An 18,917-nucleotide genomic window follows, 5' to 3' on the forward strand; every position below is an offset into this window, starting at 1 on the left:
CGCCCATGGATCGCCTAGACTTGATCTCCCCGGAAACCCGTTTCTATTCCCCACCGCATCCTTTTGTTCTCGAATCGGGGGCGGTTCTCGAAAGGGTGCGGATCGCCTATCGAACCTGGGGAATTTTGAATAACAAGCGGGATAACGGGGTTATTGTCTGTCATGCCTTCACGGGATGGGCCGACGTGGAAGCTTGGTGGGAACCTTTGTTAGGAACCGGACGCGTTCTCGATCCGACCCGGGATTTTATTGTCTGTAGCAATATTCTCGGCAGTTGCTACGGGACAACCGGCCCCACTTCGATCGATCCCCGTACCGGTAAACCCTACGGCCCGACTTTCCCGGAGATTACCGTCCGGGATCTGGTTCACCTACAACGGCTGTTGGTGGACGCATTGGGGATCGAGTCTTTGCGATTGGTGATCGGGGGATCCCTGGGAGGAATGCAGGTTTTGGAGTGGGCGCTACTGTACCCGGAGAGGACGCGATCGATCGCTGTGATTGCGGCTTCGGGACGACATTCGGCCTGGTGTATCGCACTAGGAGAAGCTCAAAGGGGAGCGATCTACGCCGATCCCCATTGGCAAGGGGGAAATTATGCGCTCGATCGCCCTCCGGCCCGGGGTTTATCGGCAGCCCGGATGATGGCGATGACTACCTACCGATCGCACGCCAGTTTTGAGGAACGTTTCGGCCGCGAGTACGGGGAGGGGGGAGAGTTCACGATCGCCCGCTATTTAGAATATCAGGGGAGAAAGTTAGTCGAACGTTTTGACGCCAATGCTTATATCACCCTAAGTAGGGCGATGGATCGTCATGATGTCACCCGGACGGGAAAAAGTTACGAATCGGTTTTACAGTCGATTCAACAACCGACGGCGATCGTGGCGATCGATTCGGATCTTCTTTATCCTCCCGTAGAACAAGAGGAATTGGCGAAATATATCCCCAATTCTGAATTATTTTGGTTGCGATCGCCGCACGGTCACGACGCATTTTTAATGGATGGCGATATGGATGCGTTGAATGATCTTCTCGTGACTTTCCGTTTAGAAAGGGGAACTCTTGACGGTTGCGGGTTGGGGATGGTGGGGTAGAAGGCGATCGGCGTTGCTGCGCTGGAGGCGATCGGGATGTTTGAGAGGAAATCTTGTTAAAATTAGAGAAAGGAAGTTTGCTTTAATCGTTCGTATTAACTCCCCGAACTCGTTCAATGGAATTTAAAAGTATCAAAGAGCTTCGTGAATATCTCCGTCGTTATAACTCTAGCTCGTTTGTAGAAGTTGGTACAAGTGTATGTTGGCAAGAATGGCAAAATGGGGGACCTCGAATATCGCGTCTAGGACAGGGAATAAAAAATTCCAGACGAAATTATGCTTTACGCTTGATCTTGCTTGGGAGTGCAGGAAATCCTTACCGTAATCAAGCGATTACTTTTCAAGAATTTGAAAGTCTCATTGATGTCTTGTTCAATTTTGCTAATCATACCATTTCAGATAAAACCCTCCTAGATACGGAAGCAGAATATATCTTTAATTATTTACATACTTGGGAGCAAGAGAATTACAAAACTGTTCGTAACTGGAAATTGCTTCTAAGTGATATTTTCACCAAAGAACTAATACGCAAAAATGGAGGCCATCTTTTCTTACAGCGTCAGGCACTTTGTCAAAATTCTGGATTTTGGACCCCCCTTGCTCTTGTACAACTTGCTCGTGTACAACGAACTATGAAGGTTTTTGAAATTCTAAATTCTATAGACTTAAATACTATAAATTTTTTTGAATCCTCCACTAAATTAAATCATGAATTTTATTTTGTTCAGTTTATGTCTAGCATCGGATGTTTTTTGAAAACGAGATTTCGAGGTGTACTAGATTTTAAAAAAAGTATAGATTTTGATGACGAACTGAAATCTAAAGGTTATACCGAAGAAAATCTAAGGATTTTTGTTCGTTTAAATAGTCGAGTTTTTAGTTCGAGTGATCGTGACTCATTCCGTAATATAGTTACAGAAAGGTTAAATAATACAAGTGAAGTCTATCATCCTTTCTTTTATAATTCTTTTCTCGATTATCCTTTTATTGATCTGGGTCAAGATAAATATTGTTTGCCAGACGCGTGTTCATTAATGGAATCTTCTTGGAATATAACATGCAAGCATCTTCCATCTAATAAGATTTTGGATCAAGCTTTTGAACAATATCTCGCTAACGTTTTATTCCCTATAATCGCACCTAACTGTTTTGAAAAGATTAGAGAGGTTGAAAATCCACAAAGCTCTGACGACAAAAGGGCTGATTTTCTAATTACTCTACCTAATGTTTATATTATTATTGAATGCAAAAATTCTTTAATGTCTTCCGATACAAGCGTATATTTTAATCCCAAAGGATTGGCGAGTTTGTGGGGAAGAATTCATGGTGCTACAGAACAAATATCATCAACTATTAAAGCTCTTAAACTCAAAGATAAACCTGTGATCCCACTAATTCTTACATTTTATGATGCACTACTAGCATCTAATGTCTTTGAATCGATAGTTAAATCTACAGATTATTGCGATCATTTGAATCTTTCTATGCCTCCTATTGTTCGATCTTTACATGAGTTCGAGTATTGGATATATGATAGAAGCCTACAAAATTGGGCAGAATCAATGTTACCTAAACAAAGTAATTCTTCAATTAACCCTGATAATCAAGGACATAATTATAGACATTTAAAGGACATAATTATAGACATTTAAAGGACTTTTATTGATAGGCTTTTATGCTTTGAATTTATATTTTCTGTTGTTTATTGCGACGATTTTTGGTCACGAGATCGGGAAAATGACTTAAATCCTCGATCGAATGCGGTGCGGGATAAATTTCTCCCGGTTCGGCCGTCACCCGATCGAGATAAATTTGAAAGGCCCTCTCGTCCTCTCTATGTTCGAGAATATAACTCCGTAGTTCCTCGCGACTCATCGATTCAAACTCGCGTTTTATCATACATACCTCCAATCGCCATTTTTAAAAATAATAATTTCTTGCTCTTCCCCAGCGAGAAAAAAGATATTTCCCGTTCTTTCGTCAATCGGAACAATATTAACGGGCAAATATATCTTCGTTGCCCAATAACTTAAAATAAAACAGGTTAGCTGTTGCGCGGCAGTAGGAATGGGCTTGTACTCCTCCGGTGTTTCGTTATCCAGTGTAGCGCAGGACTGACGGGGCGATCAATCGCTTGCCCGTTTATATCTGATAATCCATGACGAAAACCACCTTACCACCCCGTGCGTTGGCACTTAAGGCAGCGGTCATCTTCTTGGGGTAGGGTAGATTGAGATTATTCATCAACTCCACAAAATCCTGACGATTGCGGCCGGCAAAACGGGGATTCCAGCGCTTTTCCTCACCGATCGAGGAGACCGTTCTTCCCAGATAATCGTGACAGGGATAAACAAGCGTATCGTCCGGGAGAGTGAATAACTTCTCCGTTACCGTCTTGTATAGCACTTCCGGCGAACCGTTCTGAAAATCGGTACGACCGCAACCGCGAATTAAGAGTGCATCCCCCGTTAATAGGCGTTTTTCATCGATGAGATAGGCTATATGACTATCGGTGTGGCCCGGGGTAGAGATCGCTTTTAGCTGCTGACCTGCCACGATCCAGATATCGCCATCGCGCACATAACCATCGATATCGCTCACTTCCGCATTTTCGGGAACGAGGATCGAACAGTTGGTTAACTCGCGTAAGCGGTGCGCTCCGGTGATATGGTCGGCGTGGACATGGGTTTCCATCGTGTAGCGTAGAGTTAACCCCAACTGCCAAAGAATCTGCCGATCGCGATCGACCTGTTCGAGAACCGGATCGATTAAAATTGCCTCCCCCGTACCCGAATCAGCGATCAGATAGGTGTAGGTACTCGATTCCCTATCAAAAAGCTGGCGAAAAATCGGCGCTGCCGGCCGGAATGCGATCGAGTAGGCCGCGGGGAGAGAAATTCTCTCTTTCAGCGATCGCAACAACTCCCGGGCCAGTTCGGCCGCCTGTAAACGCAGTTCGGGAATGGCGGTGGTTTCCCAGAGATCGCCTTTGCGGGGATTTCCCAAAGTGTAGAGCGTTGGCGATGCCGTACCGTCCTGCCTGAGAATTGCCCCGTTGTCCGCAGTTTCGATGCCACAATTCAAAGGATGGGGACGGATTAACCCCCGTTGGCGAAGATGAACGACGAGGGGATCCGTGATCTTCCTGTAATCGTTACTCGCGCCGGTACAGTTGATAATTCGATCGATCGTTAGGTTTAACAGGTTTCCCGTCCCCCGTTGACGGATAGTAACCTCTACACAGCCGTTTTTATCCTCAGCAGTTTCAATTCTTCCCCCATGATAGGTTAATTGTCCCGATTCTACGGCCTCGTCGAGGATACTGGCGATCTCATCGGCGAGGCGATGGCGAAGCACCTCCCAATAGGCTTTCAGGTGGCGTAGAAATCTGGCGCGTTCGGCTATCGGCAGAGAATGCCATAGACCTTGAGATATAGGACGTAAGGCGTTTAAAACGGCGCGCCAGTCGTGACCTTGACTCTCGGCGCTTTTTACCTCCGCACGAATTCGCCTTAGGAGTCCCCGGGTGGTCTGGGGTGCGGTTTCGAGGGTGAGGAACGGGGGATAGGGATCGGTGGGTCGGTGCGATCGGGGGAGCAGGCCATGACGGGAAACCGCGTGGATTTTGCCGGCGAATCCCCTTTGTGCCAGGGAAACCACCATATCCACCATCGTTAACCCCGTACCGACCAGCAGCACCGTCCCGTCGGGTTTTAGATCGGCGAGTGTGTCCGTCTCCCAAGCGTCGCGGAGATAGGGGGAATTGAGAGACGCGAGGGGTTGGGGAACCGTTGCGGGAAAATTGCCCAGCGCCAGGACTACTTTAGCGGCGCTGATTTTCTTGCCTCCTTTGAGGGTAATCGTCGCCTTTTCCCCGTCGAGTACCAGATCGATCGCCGCATCGGTAAATGTCTCCAGACGGTGATCGGCAATGGCGTTGTCCCGCGCTTCTTCTAGGATCGATCGGATGTATTTGCCGTACACTAGACGCGGTACGAAGCTGGCCGGATCGATCGATCGATAGCCGTTATCCGCTAACCAGTGGAGGAAATGTTCGGGATCGTCCTCGAAGGCGCTCATTTTGCCGGCAGGAATATTGAGCAGGTGGCCGCTATCTCGCGTTCCGTAGGCGATCCCCGTACCGAGGGGTTTTCGGTGATCGATCAGGGCGATCGATAAGGGAGTCCCCGTGTCGCGTAACAGGTTCGCTGTCACCAGGGAACCACTAAATCCTCCCCCGATAATGGCGATGTCGAAAGTTGCAGAAAATTGATTCCGGTCAATGTAGCTCATAGATAACTTTTAAAGAGGATTTAGTATTAGTTAGTCTAGCTGAAAGATAATTTTTAGGCATTCTTGGTTAATAGGTTAAAAATAAACGATAGGATCGGCTGTCAACTAATATATAAATCCCTAGAAAAATATAGATAAAAGGACTAATTTTATGTCCGTAGTTTGTAACCACTTTAGCTATCCTGGGATGGGTAATCAAAAAATAGGCTAGGGCGCACCAAATCCCCATCATGAGATAAAAAATTATCATGATAATTAAGACGTGCATCGGGTAATTATTGGCAAAAAGAGAGGTATAGATACCAATATTATCACCGCCGTTAGCCACGGTCACGGCGGCAACGTAATAGGTTTGGGAGGGAAAACGAGGAATAAAGGAGCGATTTTTAGAATAATTAACATCTTCTCTTACTTCTTGAATATAATCCTCATTTTCCCTTGACAAAAGTTGTTTAATGCCGATAATTAGAGGGATAAATCCTAATAGACCAATCCATTCTTTAGAAACCAGTAACCCAAATAGTAAACCGAGGGAACTAGCTAGGAGAATCAGGGTAAAACCGAGGTATTGACCAACAATCAGGTGTCGAGGTCGAAAATTAGCATTAAGTCGCGAGAAAAACAACATTAGCACCATCAGATCATCGAGATTTGTGGCCACAAAACTCGTCACGCTAGTAATTAAAAGGGTTACTAACCAATTCATAGATTGAAAAAAGAGATAATCCTTCCCATTCTAAATCTCGTAGTGCCAGATGTCCTCCTCTCGTAAAAGAAGACGATGGACGGGAAGACGTTCCACGGCCCCCTGTTGTTCTAGACTATTAAGTGCGCGGGTAATTGTGACTCTGGTGGTTCCTAATAAGTCAGCGATATCCTGATGAGTTAGACGCACATCAATTAATTGTCCGCTACCGGTTTGTTTACCAAATTGATTGCCTAACCATGACAGTAATTTCACAACCATAACATCAGTACGTTTGTAGCTACGAATAATACTTAGTTCTTGTGCTTGCTGAAGATGAGACAGCAGAATTTCTGCCATTTGATAACTCTCAACTGTGGAAAAGGAAACTGCTTGCACAGGACTAATGCACTCAACTTGATAGGGATTGACTCTCTCTAGGGTTTTGCCAACAAAACTGCCGGGTCCCCACAATCCCAAGACGATCAGGGTTCCATCTTCTAACCAGGTGGAGGTTTTCACGACTCCACTCTCGATTTTCCAGAAATTAGGGTTTCTGAGGGGCAAAATCGCCCGATTATCAAAGTGCCAGCGATGGGGGGTTGATGGTTGATAGGTAAGCGTCATGATTGGTAATTAATTTTGATTAGGTACTTAGTCAGTCAAAAGCACAAGTCCCTCGATAAAGGGGCTTTTTAGACGAGTTAAGGTTTTTTTGACAATTTTGGGGTAAAAACGATAATTACCCCAAAAAAGACTGATTTTATGCCCTTGCAAGCCCTATTTATTTCGGGGTGCTAGTCTTCTCCAGTTCCGTGGTGGCCGAGGAGAGCAGTTCTTGCCAAGCTCGATCGCTTTCCTGTAGAGTTTGTTTAACTGCGTCGATGGTCTTTTCCACGCGAGTTTTCAGGAAAGGGGAAGCACTGTCTTTGAGTCGTTCGGTGTCGTCAGCTAAGATATCGATCGTCTCGGAGGTATTAACGAGGCTCTTTTCTAGGGTAATAAGGTTGTTTTGCAGGGTTTCACTGAGTTTAGCCCCGGATTTGGTCAATTTTTTCGTAAATTTACTCACTTTTTCCCCTAGATCGTCAATATTATCCGCTAAGTCCTCTAGGTTGTCCTGTTGAGCTTCGATAATCTTCTTGTCGAGAGAAGGAGCGGCTAGTTGAGCATTTAGGTCATCGATAGCCGATTTTGCCGCTTGGATGGCTTTTTCATAGGCAATTTGGGCATCTTCGAGAATTTTTGGGCTAGAAACCTCATTTTTTTTCTTAACTGGTTCCACCACAGTGCCACCGGTTGCTGTTGTACGGTCGATGACGGCCAACGGTTCGGGGAGTAGCGGCAAGGCGATCGCATTTCCTCTTCCCCCGAGGAGCAAAGTGACAGTTAAGAGGAAAATGAGCAGCTGGAAAACTTGATTTTTGAGGCTTTGAAAGCTCTTATTTCGGTTGATCATAGTTGGATTTTCTCCTGTTCAGAAAAGTGTTTACTCGATCTAAATGTTATCATATAAAATATTTATTTGTTATTTATTTAAAAGAAATTTCATAAATAATTTATCATATTTTTTGACCGATAAATTGCCAGCAAAAACATAAGCTTTTCAAGCCAAAAAATAGTAAAGAAAAGCTTTTACTCTCTCAATATAAATATAAATTAAATTTTTATAACTTCTTTCATTAATGAGACGCTGAATTATCCGATGAGTCTATTTCTTGATTGATCCGAGATATTTTCTTACGACCTTTAATATATTTGGCTAAGGGTTGTTTTTTCTTCAGTCGTTTAATGCCACTGAGGGTGGAGAGAGTGAAAAAAGTTCCCACGAGAACCATCTGCCATAAACCGCAACCAGAAGCCGCGCCTAATCCTGCCGCTAACCAGATAGTCGCCGCCGAAGTCAAACCTTTCACTTGTACCTTATTTAGTTCCCGATGAGATTGTTGTAGGATGATTCCCGCCCCTAAAAAACCGACACCAGAAGCGACCCCTTGAATAGTACGACTGAGAGCATTAGAAGACGCATAACCCACATCTCCCTCCGCTTGTAGAGGAATCATCACGAACATGGCAGCTCCGAGACTAACGAGGATAAAAGTTCTCAATCCAGCCGGACGACCGCCTCGCTGTCGGTTATAACCAATCAGACAGCCGACGGCCATAGCCATACTCAGCCGAAAAACAATCGTTTGCCAATCTGTCGAGTCAAAAAACATTGCTTAACCCATCAAATGAGATAAAAACTTCGCCTAACCAATCAAGGCCTTTTCCAGATCCCGCTTTAAATCGTTTCTATTCTCGATCCCGATCGATAATCCTAGTAAAGCTGGTGTTATAGGTGGAAGTGGAATAAATGGGAACCGTTACCGCCCCATGGCTAGAGTCTGGTTCTTGCCCCCCATGAATCGCCCTCGTTGCAAATTCCATCAATTTATTGTCCTATTAGTCGATATCTTCGAGGTCTTTAAACAGGGCCGTGCTGAGGTAACGTTCCCCGAAACTAGGCTGAATCATGACGATTAATTTATCTTCGTTTTCGGGTCTTTTGCCCACTTGAATCGCCGCCCATAAAGCCGCCCCGGCCGAGATGCCCGATAGTAGTCCCTCCTGACGAGCTAACCGTCGCGCGTAGGCGAAAGCCTCTGTATCATCGACGACAATCACCTCATCGATCAATTCCGGTCGGAAAATTGCCGGGATAAAACCAGCGCCGATGCCTTGGATTTTGTGCGGCCCGGGTGGTCCTCCCGATAAGACGGGACTATTAGAGGGTTCAACTGCGATCGCTTGAAATTGGGGACGACGGGGTTTAATGGTTTCGGCAATACCGGTAATGGTTCCCCCGGTTCCCACGCCACCAATAACGATATCCACCAGTCCATCGGTATCGGCCCAGATTTCTTCGGCGGTGGTTTCCCGGTGAATTTTCGGGTTGGCCGGGTTGCGGAACTGTTGCAAACTATAGGCGTTGGGGGTGTTTTCGACTATTTCCTCAGCCCGGGCGATCGCTCCTTTCATGCCTTGGCTACCCGGGGTTAACTCTAATTGGGCCCCGTAGGCTTTTAACATTGCCCGTCGTTCTAAACTCATGGTTTCGGGCATAGTCAGCACTAGGCGATAGCCTTTGGCAGCGGCTACCATGGCCAGGGCGATGCCGGTATTGCCGGAAGTGGGTTCCACCAGAATTGTTTTATCGGGGTGAATTAGTCCGGCGGCTTCCGCGTCCTCCACCATACTAACCCCGATGCGATCTTTAACCGAGGCGGCGGGGTTCATACTTTCCAGTTTGACGACGATGCGGGCTTTTACTCCCTCCGCCACTGGGATTCGATTCAGTTGGACTAGGGGAGTCCGTCCTACCAATTGGGTGATGTCTCTTGCGATCGGCATAATCCCACTTGCTTTGTATTTGTTGGCTATTTTTAATTATATATGTATTTAAGATGTTTTACAATACTTTTTAAGTCGGAGTACACTGCAAAATGCTGGTGTTGGCACCTCTGATCACAACGTCGGCGGGGATTATCCCTGTCGATTTTTTTGCCTTGCCACTTTTTTTGTATATCGAAGCACAATCGGCAAAGTTGTCTTGGGAAATTTCTCTTAATTTAGTGAACTATTATTAGTATATAAAAGCACATTTCTTTAAACAACTTAAACGAATTATTAGAGAGATGAAAAGAGCGATACTTTTTCTTGGTATCGGGTTACACATTTAAGAAAGTTTTCTGAGATTTATCCTAAAAAATTATTTTTTTGCTGCTTTTTTAGGAAATAATTTTTAATAAATAAAGGTGTAAATATGGTCTATAAAATAATTCATGGCAAAAACGAAGTATGTCTGGAAGCGCCTATCAACGCTAAATTCAATTAACAAGAATTGTTCCTCGATATACAAAAAAATCTGGCCAAGGGAGAGTAAAACTTTTTTCAAGGACGATAGTATAGTCCCAAGAAAAAAACTCCTAGATACTTTATCGGAAAAAATAAAGAAAAGCCAGAGAAATCAACCTCGATATTTTGCCGAAACCAATCATCATTATAGGAGATGAAAACTATGGTGTTAGATGCCTTTGCCAAAGTCGTTTCTCAGGCCGATACCCGCGGGGAATACCTGAGCGAGAATCAAGTCAATGCCCTAATTGCCTTCGTCAAAGATGGTAATAAACGCGTGGATGTGGTCAATCGTCTTTCCAGTAATTCTTCTGCGATCGTTACCGATGCCGCGCGTAGTTTGTTTTCAGAACAGCCCGTTTTAGTTGCCCCCGGTGGCAACGCCTATACCAACCGTCGTGCGGCCGCCTGCTTGCGGGATTTGGAAATTATCCTGCGCTACGTTACCTATGCCACCTTCACCGGCGATGCCAGTATCCTCGATGATCGCGCCTTGAACGGTCTCCGGGAAACCTACGTCGCCCTAGGGGTTCCGGGGGCTTCTGTTGCGGCCGGAATTCTCAAGCTCAAAGACGCTTCCCTTGCCCTAGCGGCCGATCCCAACGGGATCACTCGCGGGGATTGCAGTTCTTTACTAGCAGAAGTCGCTTCTTACTTCGATCGAGCGGCGGCGGCAGTTTCCTGATGCTGTGACTTTCTTCTCTCAATCCGATTAAACTTTTGTAGGAGCAATTCCATCGATGACCAAGACACCTTTAACCGAAGCGGTGGCTACTGCCGATTCCCAAGGCCGTTTTCTCAGCAGTGCTGAATTACAAGTAGCGTTCGGTCGTTTCCGTCAGGCCGCCATCACCCTAGAAGGGGTAAAAATCCTCGCCCAAAAAGCCCCCAGTTTAGCCCAAGAAGCAGCCAACGCTGTCTATCAAAAATTTCCCTACACCACCCAACTCCAGGGGCCGAACTATGCCTACGATGAGCGGGGGAAATCCAAGTGCGTTCGTGATATCGGCTACTATATCCGGATTATCACCTATGCCCTCGTGGTGGGGGGTACAGGCCCGATCGATGAATATCTAGTCGCCGGTTTGAGTGAAATTAATAGTGCCTTTGAACTATCTCCTAGCTGGTATATCGAAGCCTTAAAATACATCAAAACCAATCACGGATTAACTGGGGATGCTGCTGTAGAAGCTAATTCCTACATTGATTATGTGATCAACGCCCTTAGCTAATTCCCGTCAACTTCACGTCAACATAAGCTCAAATCTCCTAAATTCACCTCGGGATGAGCGCCGAGGTTTTTTTGCGTCCGTCTAACTTGGTCGTCCTCGGGAACCTACCCTAACAAAAAAACCATCTTGGGCAAGATGGTTAAACACAACGAGTATAAACCGAGAAACTTGACTTTAGACCGCTTTTTCTGGCCCAGTAGCGACGGGCAGATCTGTGGTACTGTACTCTGTCCAAGAACCTTCGTAAATTCGCACCTTGGGATAACCGAGCAGATGTTTGAGGACAACATACTGTAAAGTCGCTTCCCGTCCCGTACTGCAACTGATAATAATATTATCGGAGGGCTTGATGTTGCGTTGGGCAAGAATCTTCCTGATTTCGTCTAAAGATTTCAATTTATGGGGATTTTTCAGGGATTCATCGGGATTATTTGCTTCCGTAAAGGTCGGCCAGGGTATATTTTTCGCCCCCGGAATATGACCATTTCTCAGCCAGATATCCTGTTTCCCCTGAAAAAGTTCTTCGGGTCTAGGATCGATAAAAACCACATCCGGTTTGCCGATCAATTTCTCTACTTCCGCTAAAGTCACCCGAATCGAGGGATTATCACGGACAGTAAAGCTTCCGGGTTGATATTTAGGGAATTCTTTAGTTACCTTCTGTTCGGAACCCTTATAGCCCTTAAAACCCCCATCTAAGACGGCAACATCTCGGAAACCCGATCGCTCTAGTAAATAGGCGACCATGGTTGCCCCCAAGACATCGCGACCATCGGAATATACTACCACTCGATCGCCATTAGTGATTCCCGCAGCGGCAAAGAGACTGCCAATTTTATCCTCTTGCCAATATTGAACCGGCAAAAATCCGTTTGGACCACGAAAATTATTGTCGGCTATATTCACCGCTTTCGGTAAATGACCGGTGATATATTCCAAAGGATTAATCCGCACATCGAGAATTTTTAACTTCGGATCGTTGAGATTTTGTGCTACCCAAACCGGCGATACAAAGTCTATCTTAGTCTCAGATTTAGACGTGGCCATCAGGGGCGATGACGGGGCTAAGGTAAAGGTTAAAATGCAGAGGAGAACTAAAGTGAAAAAAGTAAGGGGACGGCTTTGAAACCGTCCCAGGGATAGACCCTTCCCTTGACGCAGTTTTGGTTTCATGATTCAGTGTCAGCGACGAATATCAAACGATAATTAATATAGGGCTTTGATTAGCTTTCTCCAAAAATTTAGGTATAACGTGATATTTTTTTGGGGCAGCAAGTCGGTCAACTAATTATTAGTTTCCTCTTGGGTGTTGATCGCCTTGGGTGTCTCTAATAACTGTTGCCACCAGAGATGAACTAGGAGGGACCAAGCGATCGCTAAAAGCCAAGAGGCAAGGATATCGCTAGGAAAGTGAACTCCTAAATAAAGACGGGTCCAAGCAATAACTAAGAGGAAGGGAATCCCCAGTAAAACTACCCCTAAAAACCAGCGCTTTCTCCAAGATAGGATCAGTAAAGAAACCACTAATAGGGAACTAAATAAAGCATGACCGCTAGGGAAGGCAAAATCATCGGGTAAGGGATAAAATAACTGCCAAAATTGCGGGCGGTTTCGATGAAAAAGAATCTTGAGATTATAACTAATTGCCCAACCTCCCGCCATGGTCACAAGGAGATAAGCGAACCCATACCAGTATTTTTTTAGGGCAAAAATCAGCAGTAAAATTGTTAGTATCGGAGCCACTCCCCAATAAGTACCTAATCCCGTTAGTTTTATGGCCAAAAAGTTTAGGTTTAAATTAGCAGTTTGATGAATAGATAGCAGCAGCGATTTTTCCCAAGCAAATCCCTGGGGATGCCTGTCAATAGCGATCGCTAAATCCGTAAAACTTAGCGATGTTAACAAGATGGCTAAGAAAAATAAGCTATTGTTTAAGTAGGTTTTGGGAATCACGGGGAAAAAGTGGCGATCGAGGATAACAGGGGCATTTCTAATACCTGAAAATGAATTAGGCCCAGAATAACTAAAGTGTAAACTGTCGAGGAAAGTAATCCATTTCTTAATTCTTTTTGCCAATTGCGTTCTTCTTTCTCTCCACCGATTAATTCTTTCGTTCCGAATTGCATTAGCAGAATTCCCACAAGATTAGATAACCAATAACCAACCATGGCCGCTGGTAGAAAAAAATCGGCGTGTAAGCAAGCAATTAAACGACCGAAACCGTAGGCGATCGGCAGATTAAAAATTAGATCGTTCCACCAACACAGGGGCGATAATAAGTAACCGATCAATACCAAGCTTCCGTTTTTGATTTTGTCAAGTATATACATCTTTTTTTTAGTTACTAACTATTAGTTTTGTGTTTTTTGCCATCAGCTATCTAAGTAAGTAGCTGTTGAAAATTGTCAGACACCCCCCTTATTAAGGGGGGATTAAGGGGAGATCGGCACCCCCCTTATTAAGGGGGGATTAAGGGGGGATCAATCAATCAGAACCACTTACTTAGCTGACGGCCTACTACTAATTAACGCTGAATTTGGTCAAAAATCGCCCCATCAGCGAAGAATTTTTTCTGTATCTCCCCCCAACTACCGATCGCCGTATAGGAGAACAGATTCGACACTTTTGGGTATTGTTTACTAAACTCTTTAGCCACATTAGCATTAACCGGACGGAAACCCACCTTGGCGAATTCCCGCTGCGCTTCGGGAGTAAAGAGAAATTGGGCAAAAGCTGTCGCTACTTCCCGGGTTTTGCGTTTATCAACTATTTTATCCACTACAGCCACGGGCGGATCGATCGAAACATTGACCGAAGGAATAGTATAGGAAAAACCGGTTTCTCCTTTTTGACGGGCCAGAATCACCTCGTTTTCGTAGTTAAGCAGCACATCCCCCTGATCCTGTTTAAAGAAGACATCGCTGGCTTCCCGGGCATCTTTGGGTAGTACAGGAACGTTTTTATAGACATTGCGGACGAAATTGGTCGCTTGTGCTTCACTGCCGCCGGTCCGAGTTACCGATCCCCACAGGGCCAGAAAATTCCACCGAGCCACCCCAGAGGTTTTCGGGTTGGCAGTAATGACTTTAATCCCCGATTTGGCTAGATCTGGCCAGTTGCGGATTCCTTTGGGATTGCCCTGACGAGTAACTAAAGCTACCACGGAACGAGTGGCGATGGCATTGTTGGGTAATTCTTTCTGCCAACCGGGGTTAACTAAACCCGCTTTTTGCAAGCGTTCCACATCGGAACCGATGGCCAAATTTACCACATCTGCATCTAATCCGTCGATAACAGCGCGGGTTTGGGAACCAGAGCCGCCATAACTCTGTTTAATCACCACATCCTGTTTTTTCTCTCTTTTCCATTTGTTGACGAATAGAGGAATGATTTTTGAGTAGGCCGATTGAGTCACCGCGTAGGAAACCAGGGTGATTTCCACGGTTTGTTGTTTAGCTTGCTGTTTATCCGGACTTGCCAGCAGATTACTCGATGCCGATAGGGGACTAGAAGCTAGTCCGATTCCCGTTGTGACGACGGCAGCCGTAGCTAGAGAAATAAAAGGTAAGAGGGTTTTCGGTTTTTGGGATCTAGGCTCATGGATCACGATGTCATCGGCTCCTTTGTTTATTTATGGGAGATTGCTAGGTATTTTCTCTGAAATTGTATTTTATATGAAATAAGAAACAATTTCAATACATCACAGAAAAAATTATACTGTCTCAGTTGGGTTAGATGCCAATAAATCAAGCCATTAATGGCTTGATTAGCTGAAAAAAGCGTAAATATTCGATTTATATAGCTTAAATGTGCCTTTAAATCTGCCTTAAGCCTTTTTATGCTTCCAAAATAGAGATTTTATCGTCTTTATGGAGAGGAAAGAATTTTTTAGCGCTCAAAAACCTCTCCCTATGTGGGTTTAACGGTGAAGTTAGCAGACCTTAGCAACTATTACCCTAAAATTGAAGCGGTCTAACGACCTTTAAAACGACCCCGTAAACTTTTGGTTTTACCAATGTAAAGCAATCCCTGAGATCTATGCCTGACTGCGTAAATGCCAGGACAATCAGGAATGTTGCTAAAATCCAGGCTCAAGGGTTGGCATTGCTCAAAGGGAGTAAACGCAATTGCATCCAAGACGCTTCTTGCTTGGTTTTGTATTTCAGAGTTGTTCGTTGGCACGGAAGGCAGATTGTCGGTTGTCGAACTGATCATGCCACGGAAAAAGATGCTTTACATTTCATTAACGCACCCCAGAGGCTCTGCAATCGCACTACCAGATCAGTGTACTGCTACGCAGTCCCTTCGGCATCGCACTTAGACTGACAGCTTCAATCAATGTGCATGGTGCGTTCCCAAAAATCTATTAGACATCTCCAAAAATTATAACCCAGTCACAGCTTGCCTTTAGTTTATGTACTAACTAAATAGTTCGAGAGATGGAATGTATATCTATCGTTGCTAATTCAATTTCACTGAAAAAATATGAGGCAATTAAAATAATTTTTATTCGGGTAGATTCCTTAACTATAGCGGTGTGCAGTCGTATGAAGTACAGTGTCACGAGCTATAAACCATGCTAGGCAAGGCTTGGTCTGTATCTCACTCAAGCGCTTACCGCTATAGAAAGACTTTTGGTCTTGAGATAATATTAGGTCGATGTCTATTGGCAGCGGGTTCATTAGACCTAGTTTTCATCAGCGTGTAAAGTGATTAGTCCTTTAACAATGCTCTAAACCCCGCTTGTTGAAAATGGGTATCGGCAGTCAGTGCGTCAGTGATTCCTCGATCCTGCATCACGATGAATGACATACAGTCCACCAACCCCCATTCTTTGTCTTCTCGTTGCTTAAACAAATTGAATGCTAACCTATATAGGCTATTGGTTAATAAAATGACTTGAACGCTGGGATCGATTTCGAGGGATTCTAAAAGTTGGATTGCCGCCGCTCTGTATCTTTGCTTAGAAAGTGCATTACCTATTTCTAGCAAGATCGCCTGAGTCGTTACTAGACGGGTTTTGTTAGTCTCAATTTGATTAGCAAGCTGAACAGCCCGTAGATGATTTCGATCGGTGACGGAAGATAACGCGATCGCAAAAGATGTATCTAAAAAAACTTCAGTCATTATGGTCAATGGTTTCACCAGACAAATATTGGTCAATTTTTTCTGACCAATCAGGTTCACCCTGTAATTTTAAAGACTGAGCAGTTTCCAGAAACGTTTTAGGTGGTTTTACTTCATTGGGTAAAACACTTTCAATGATAATTGTCACCCTCGTGCCTGCGGCTAGGTTTAAGGGTTCTTCCAGTTGAAGGGCTGTCCCATCAAATACGGCTTCGAGTGCTTGAGGCATTATTTTCTAACTGCTGAGGACTGTCTATCTATGTTCATTATAGCCCGCCCAGATCAGTGTACTGCTACCCCGTGCCTTCGGCATCGCACCTAACCTCACAGTTTCAAATCGCCTTAATTTTCAAGCGTAGCCGACAATATCATGGAATGAATAACCGACCAACCCCCTTGTAATTATCAAGATCTACAGCAATTTCGATCAGTCGTTCAGCGCAGCGCTCTCTATACTCAGCTTCACTCAAACGATCGAGATTTGCAATCGTCAACACTGGAAATGAGTTCTCTGTGTTCTCTTCTCGCATAACCTGCTCAAGGGAATCATCACCCTTCATATTTCGGTTAGCAGTAAGAATCATCATCTCCTGTTCTTGAGCATAGCACCAGACTAGGCGATCGCTACTTTCCATCGACAATCCAACCTCTCTAAAGGTGACAAATTGGACAGACTGAAACTCAAGCCAACCACGTTTTGCCAATATACCAAGAAAAATCAGCGCATAACCGTCGAGGTTGTAGTCAACTAAGAAAGTCATTGTTTTTGTGCGGCACGTCTGGCTCTCTGCTCCTCAAGCTTTGCCCAAAACGCTTCTTGCCCTGGTTTATGTGGCATTGCTGCAATTCGAGCAAAGCGTTCACGGTTACGATCTTCCCAGTACTGGCGAATTTCTTCCCTATTCTGAAGAACCTCTTGATATTCAACCTCGACCTGAGCTTGGTTTGCCTCAATGTAGGACAAAGCTGCGTCAATTTGCGCGTTCGTGAGGTTAAATGTGTCACGAATCAGTTTAGGAGGATAATCCGCTTTTAGGAGATCGATCACATCATAGAGGGTGATGCGCGTGCCAGCGATCGTCAGTCCTCGCTCTGTACGGATAATTTTCGCTTGTTGGTTTGCCGTCCAGGTCATTCCCTTAGCTCCTTAGAATCCACTTAATGGTCAATGGTTTCACCAGACAAATATTGGTCAATTTTTTCTGACCAATCAGGTTCACCGTTCATTATAGCCCGCCCCTTACCCGACAAAATCAGTGTACTGCTAGGCCGTGCCTTCGTCATCCCACTTAGACTGACAGTTTCAATCAATGTGCATGGTGCGTTCCCAAAAATCTATTGGTGGAACAGTAGGACTTGCATTAGGGAACGCACCCTACGGCGATTGTGATCGCACTATGACAAAGGTTTAATTGTCACTAATCCTCCAGCAAAACCCTGAATATTCAACTCATAGCCATCAAGTAAACCCATACCAACTAATGGATCTGTCTCTGACTCATTGATTTCAATAGATTTGATCTGACCATCCCAGATCACAGTTGCCTCAAATACGTTAAACATACAGAGGCTTCCATCGCCCAAGATTCCCTCTTCTTGCATATACCACGTTAATCCTAGTCTTGTAATGATAGCAGAAGGCAACGTGAGAAATCCAGTGTAACCAGTGTCAATAACTGCTTTAATCGCTTGCCTCTGGTGATTTTCGCCTAGCACTACGAATTGAATAATTGCTTCTCGGCGCGAATTGACGCTCCCCATCATCATGGCGACACACTGGGGGAACGAAAGCCAAAACGATGGACGGCACGATGTCCAATGCGAATACCAAATATTTGTGCATCAGGAAAACGTATTAACAGTTGTTTAGCAGCTGTTAGGCTGTCGTCAGCCACTTCAAAAGCCCCTGTTTCGATGTCTATTGCTACAATCTTCCCATGATTCCCTTCCTCGATTTGGGAGCGTACCTGAGATTCATAGACTTCGTGTCCACGTCGGGCAAATTCTTCTTTGCTGTAGCGGGGTTGTCGAACTGTCATTGAACCGACCCTGTGGCAACTTTTGCCCCTCTATTTTAACCTAAACATTGGCAATCTTCGCTAACATTCCTCAACTGGTCCCACAAGAGCAGCACCGCACCTAACCTCACAGCTTCAATCAATGTGCAGGGTGCGTTCCCCAAAATCCTGCATTAGGGAACGCACCCTACGGCTGAAACAGTCCAGTAGGGTGTGTTAGCGTCAGCGTAACGCACGGATTTTGAACATTAGATAAGGTGCGTTAACGAAGTGAACGCACCCTACCAGATCGGCGTGCTGCTACGCAGTGCCTTCGGCATCGCATTCTGTTATGAGTTGATTGATGTTGGGTTTCCTTGCGTCAACCCAACCTACGGACGAGGCGATCTGCTACGCAGTGCCTTTGGCATCGCACTCATAATAGTTTACGAAATTCTGCGACTGTCAAACCAGCATCTTGAACAATTCCACCCATTGTAAATGCCTTAATTGGATTGTGCCTTGGAAGAGCAACTTGACGCACCCCATCACTCATGATGATATGTTTGCCTTGGCGAATGATCCGAAA

At 45.0% G+C, this 18,917-nt stretch carries 25 protein-coding genes and 1 pseudogene; 4 read left to right on the top strand and 22 right to left on the bottom strand.

The window, feature by feature from the left end; genetic code table 11:
- Positions 1-5 precede the first annotated feature (5 nt).
- Together metX and IM473_RS11340 are read left to right on the top strand one after the other, a co-directional pair.
- Positions 6-1,097: a homoserine O-acetyltransferase MetX gene (metX, locus tag IM473_RS11335; protein WP_287659465.1), complete on the top strand. Its 1,092-nt coding sequence runs from the start codon at positions 6-8 to the stop codon at positions 1,095-1,097.
- Positions 1,098-1,213: 116 nt separating this feature from the next.
- A complete protein-coding gene (locus IM473_RS11340; RefSeq protein WP_287659466.1) occupies positions 1,214-2,749 on the top strand; it encodes a hypothetical protein in 1,536 nt (511 codons plus the stop codon).
- Between the two features lie 34 nt (positions 2,750-2,783).
- On the opposite strand, the gene IM473_RS11345 is transcribed toward IM473_RS11340, so the two are convergent.
- The 10 genes and pseudogenes from IM473_RS11345 to cysK form a co-directional block, all read right to left on the bottom strand.
- Positions 2,784-2,996, bottom strand: a complete 213-nt coding sequence (locus tag IM473_RS11345; RefSeq protein WP_002779089.1) for a DUF6887 family protein — start codon at positions 2,994-2,996, stop codon at positions 2,784-2,786.
- On the bottom strand, positions 2,993-3,199 hold the full coding sequence (locus IM473_RS22725) for a DUF6888 family protein (RefSeq protein WP_407069742.1): 207 nt from the start codon (positions 3,197-3,199) through the stop codon (positions 2,993-2,995). Before IM473_RS22725 ends, IM473_RS11345 begins: the two co-directional genes overlap by 4 nt.
- A 40-nt stretch (positions 3,200-3,239) precedes the next feature.
- Positions 3,240-3,947, bottom strand: a complete 708-nt coding sequence (locus tag IM473_RS11350) for an MBL fold metallo-hydrolase (RefSeq protein ID WP_287659484.1) — start codon at positions 3,945-3,947, stop codon at positions 3,240-3,242.
- A gap of 963 nt (positions 3,948-4,910) precedes the next feature.
- Positions 4,911-5,390: pseudogene (locus tag IM473_RS11355) on the bottom strand (FAD/NAD(P)-binding protein); the annotation flags it as partial.
- 67 nt (positions 5,391-5,457) lie between these two features.
- Positions 5,458-6,096, bottom strand: coding sequence for a cadmium resistance transporter (locus tag IM473_RS11360; RefSeq protein WP_287659467.1), 639 nt, complete (start codon positions 6,094-6,096; stop codon positions 5,458-5,460).
- A gap of 30 nt (positions 6,097-6,126) precedes the next feature.
- Positions 6,127-6,702 (bottom strand): Crp/Fnr family transcriptional regulator, encoded by a 576-nt coding sequence (locus IM473_RS11365; RefSeq protein ID WP_287659468.1) that lies wholly within the window; start codon positions 6,700-6,702, stop codon positions 6,127-6,129.
- Positions 6,703-6,859: 157 nt separating this feature from the next.
- Positions 6,860-7,534: a hypothetical protein gene (locus tag IM473_RS11370; protein WP_287659469.1), complete on the bottom strand. Its 675-nt coding sequence runs from the start codon at positions 7,532-7,534 to the stop codon at positions 6,860-6,862.
- Positions 7,535-7,757: 223 nt separating this feature from the next.
- Positions 7,758-8,294 (bottom strand): MgtC/SapB family protein, encoded by a 537-nt coding sequence (locus IM473_RS11375; protein WP_287659470.1) that lies wholly within the window; start codon positions 8,292-8,294, stop codon positions 7,758-7,760.
- A gap of 76 nt (positions 8,295-8,370) precedes the next feature.
- On the bottom strand, positions 8,371-8,505 hold the full coding sequence (locus IM473_RS11380; RefSeq protein ID WP_228051289.1) for a PLP-dependent transferase: 135 nt from the start codon (positions 8,503-8,505) through the stop codon (positions 8,371-8,373).
- Between the two features lie 15 nt (positions 8,506-8,520).
- Positions 8,521-9,468: a cysteine synthase A gene (gene cysK / locus IM473_RS11385; RefSeq protein ID WP_287659471.1), complete on the bottom strand. Its 948-nt coding sequence runs from the start codon at positions 9,466-9,468 to the stop codon at positions 8,521-8,523.
- Between the two features lie 670 nt (positions 9,469-10,138).
- On the opposite strand from cysK, the gene cpcB reads away from it, so the two are divergent.
- Together cpcB and cpcA are read left to right on the top strand one after the other, a co-directional pair.
- Complete coding sequence (gene cpcB, locus IM473_RS11390; RefSeq protein WP_002733930.1) at positions 10,139-10,657, top strand: C-phycocyanin subunit beta; 519 nt, start codon at positions 10,139-10,141, stop codon at positions 10,655-10,657.
- 55 nt (positions 10,658-10,712) lie between these two features.
- Positions 10,713-11,204 (top strand): C-phycocyanin subunit alpha, encoded by a 492-nt coding sequence (gene cpcA / locus IM473_RS11395; RefSeq protein WP_287659472.1) that lies wholly within the window; start codon positions 10,713-10,715, stop codon positions 11,202-11,204.
- Between the two features lie 174 nt (positions 11,205-11,378).
- Here cpcA and IM473_RS11400 read toward each other — a convergent pair whose 3' ends face one another.
- The 12 genes from IM473_RS11400 to IM473_RS22730 all read right to left on the bottom strand — a co-directional run.
- Complete coding sequence (locus IM473_RS11400) at positions 11,379-12,377, bottom strand: sulfurtransferase (RefSeq protein ID WP_287659474.1); 999 nt, start codon at positions 12,375-12,377, stop codon at positions 11,379-11,381.
- A 111-nt stretch (positions 12,378-12,488) separates the two neighbouring features.
- Entirely contained in the window at positions 12,489-13,157 is a 669-nt protein-coding gene (locus IM473_RS11405; RefSeq protein WP_287659475.1) for a phosphatase PAP2 family protein, read from the bottom strand.
- Entirely contained in the window at positions 13,154-13,534 is a 381-nt protein-coding gene (locus IM473_RS11410; RefSeq protein ID WP_287659476.1) for a DUF7980 family protein, read from the bottom strand. The genes IM473_RS11405 and IM473_RS11410 overlap by 4 nt, the downstream gene beginning before the upstream one ends.
- Positions 13,535-13,728: 194 nt before the next feature.
- Positions 13,729-14,811: a sulfate ABC transporter substrate-binding protein gene (locus IM473_RS11415; protein WP_287659478.1), complete on the bottom strand. Its 1,083-nt coding sequence runs from the start codon at positions 14,809-14,811 to the stop codon at positions 13,729-13,731.
- Positions 14,812-15,176: 365 nt separating this feature from the next.
- On the bottom strand, positions 15,177-15,419 hold the full coding sequence (locus IM473_RS22560) for a GIY-YIG nuclease family protein (RefSeq protein ID WP_353737441.1): 243 nt from the start codon (positions 15,417-15,419) through the stop codon (positions 15,177-15,179).
- Positions 15,420-15,917: 498 nt separating this feature from the next.
- A complete protein-coding gene (locus IM473_RS11420) occupies positions 15,918-16,331 on the bottom strand; it encodes a type II toxin-antitoxin system VapC family toxin (protein ID WP_287659480.1) in 414 nt (137 codons plus the stop codon).
- Positions 16,324-16,560, bottom strand: coding sequence for an antitoxin family protein (locus tag IM473_RS11425; RefSeq protein ID WP_002793822.1), 237 nt, complete (start codon positions 16,558-16,560; stop codon positions 16,324-16,326). The genes IM473_RS11420 and IM473_RS11425 overlap by 8 nt, the downstream gene beginning before the upstream one ends.
- Before the next feature lie 139 nt (positions 16,561-16,699).
- Entirely contained in the window at positions 16,700-17,092 is a 393-nt protein-coding gene (locus IM473_RS11430) for a DUF5615 family PIN-like protein (RefSeq protein WP_287659481.1), read from the bottom strand.
- Positions 17,089-17,466 (bottom strand): DUF433 domain-containing protein, encoded by a 378-nt coding sequence (locus IM473_RS11435; RefSeq protein ID WP_002734748.1) that lies wholly within the window; start codon positions 17,464-17,466, stop codon positions 17,089-17,091. The genes IM473_RS11430 and IM473_RS11435 overlap by 4 nt, the downstream gene beginning before the upstream one ends.
- A gap of 260 nt (positions 17,467-17,726) precedes the next feature.
- Positions 17,727-18,098: a clan AA aspartic protease gene (locus IM473_RS11440; protein ID WP_123230802.1), complete on the bottom strand. Its 372-nt coding sequence runs from the start codon at positions 18,096-18,098 to the stop codon at positions 17,727-17,729.
- Positions 18,095-18,370, bottom strand: coding sequence for a hypothetical protein (locus IM473_RS11445; protein WP_002733756.1), 276 nt, complete (start codon positions 18,368-18,370; stop codon positions 18,095-18,097). Before IM473_RS11445 ends, IM473_RS11440 begins: the two co-directional genes overlap by 4 nt.
- A gap of 394 nt (positions 18,371-18,764) precedes the next feature.
- Positions 18,765-18,917 (bottom strand): type II toxin-antitoxin system HicA family toxin (locus IM473_RS22730; protein WP_502845928.1); only part of this gene is annotated, 153 nt, incomplete at its 5' end.

The sequence above is a fragment of the Microcystis sp. M015S2 genome (assembly GCF_020245945.1).
Lineage (GTDB): Bacteria > Cyanobacteriota > Cyanobacteriia > Cyanobacteriales > Microcystaceae > Microcystis.

Bases quoted from the DNA above. Each gene is read 5' to 3' on its own strand.
- IM473_RS11375 (WP_287659470.1), bottom strand. From the start codon at position 8,294: ATGTTTTTTGACTCGACAGATTGGCAAACGATTGTTTTTCGGCTGAGT.
- IM473_RS11440 (WP_123230802.1), bottom strand. From the start codon at position 18,098: ATGATGATGGGGAGCGTCAATTCGCGCCGAGAAGCAATTATTCAATTC.
- IM473_RS11400 (WP_287659474.1), bottom strand. From the start codon at position 12,377: ATGAAACCAAAACTGCGTCAAGGGAAGGGTCTATCCCTGGGACGGTTT.
- IM473_RS11425 (WP_002793822.1), bottom strand. From the start codon at position 16,560: ATGCCTCAAGCACTCGAAGCCGTATTTGATGGGACAGCCCTTCAACTG.
- IM473_RS11345 (WP_002779089.1), bottom strand. From the start codon at position 2,996: ATGATAAAACGCGAGTTTGAATCGATGAGTCGCGAGGAACTACGGAGT.
- IM473_RS11420 (WP_287659480.1), bottom strand. From the start codon at position 16,331: ATGACTGAAGTTTTTTTAGATACATCTTTTGCGATCGCGTTATCTTCC.
- IM473_RS11360 (WP_287659467.1), bottom strand. From the start codon at position 6,096: ATGAATTGGTTAGTAACCCTTTTAATTACTAGCGTGACGAGTTTTGTG.
- IM473_RS11370 (WP_287659469.1), bottom strand. From the start codon at position 7,534: ATGATCAACCGAAATAAGAGCTTTCAAAGCCTCAAAAATCAAGTTTTC.
- IM473_RS11430 (WP_287659481.1), bottom strand. From the start codon at position 17,092: ATGACTTTCTTAGTTGACTACAACCTCGACGGTTATGCGCTGATTTTT.
- IM473_RS11340 (WP_287659466.1), top strand. From the start codon at position 1,214: ATGGAATTTAAAAGTATCAAAGAGCTTCGTGAATATCTCCGTCGTTAT.
- metX (WP_287659465.1), top strand. From the start codon at position 6: ATGGATCGCCTAGACTTGATCTCCCCGGAAACCCGTTTCTATTCCCCA.
- IM473_RS11365 (WP_287659468.1), bottom strand. From the start codon at position 6,702: ATGACGCTTACCTATCAACCATCAACCCCCCATCGCTGGCACTTTGAT.
- IM473_RS11410 (WP_287659476.1), bottom strand. From the start codon at position 13,534: ATGTATATACTTGACAAAATCAAAAACGGAAGCTTGGTATTGATCGGT.
- cpcA (WP_287659472.1), top strand. From the start codon at position 10,713: ATGACCAAGACACCTTTAACCGAAGCGGTGGCTACTGCCGATTCCCAA.
- IM473_RS11380 (WP_228051289.1), bottom strand. From the start codon at position 8,505: ATGGAATTTGCAACGAGGGCGATTCATGGGGGGCAAGAACCAGACTCT.
- IM473_RS11445 (WP_002733756.1), bottom strand. From the start codon at position 18,370: ATGACAGTTCGACAACCCCGCTACAGCAAAGAAGAATTTGCCCGACGT.
- IM473_RS11435 (WP_002734748.1), bottom strand. From the start codon at position 17,466: ATGACCTGGACGGCAAACCAACAAGCGAAAATTATCCGTACAGAGCGA.
- cysK (WP_287659471.1), bottom strand. From the start codon at position 9,468: ATGCCGATCGCAAGAGACATCACCCAATTGGTAGGACGGACTCCCCTA.
- IM473_RS22560 (WP_353737441.1), bottom strand. From the start codon at position 15,419: ATGATCAGTTCGACAACCGACAATCTGCCTTCCGTGCCAACGAACAAC.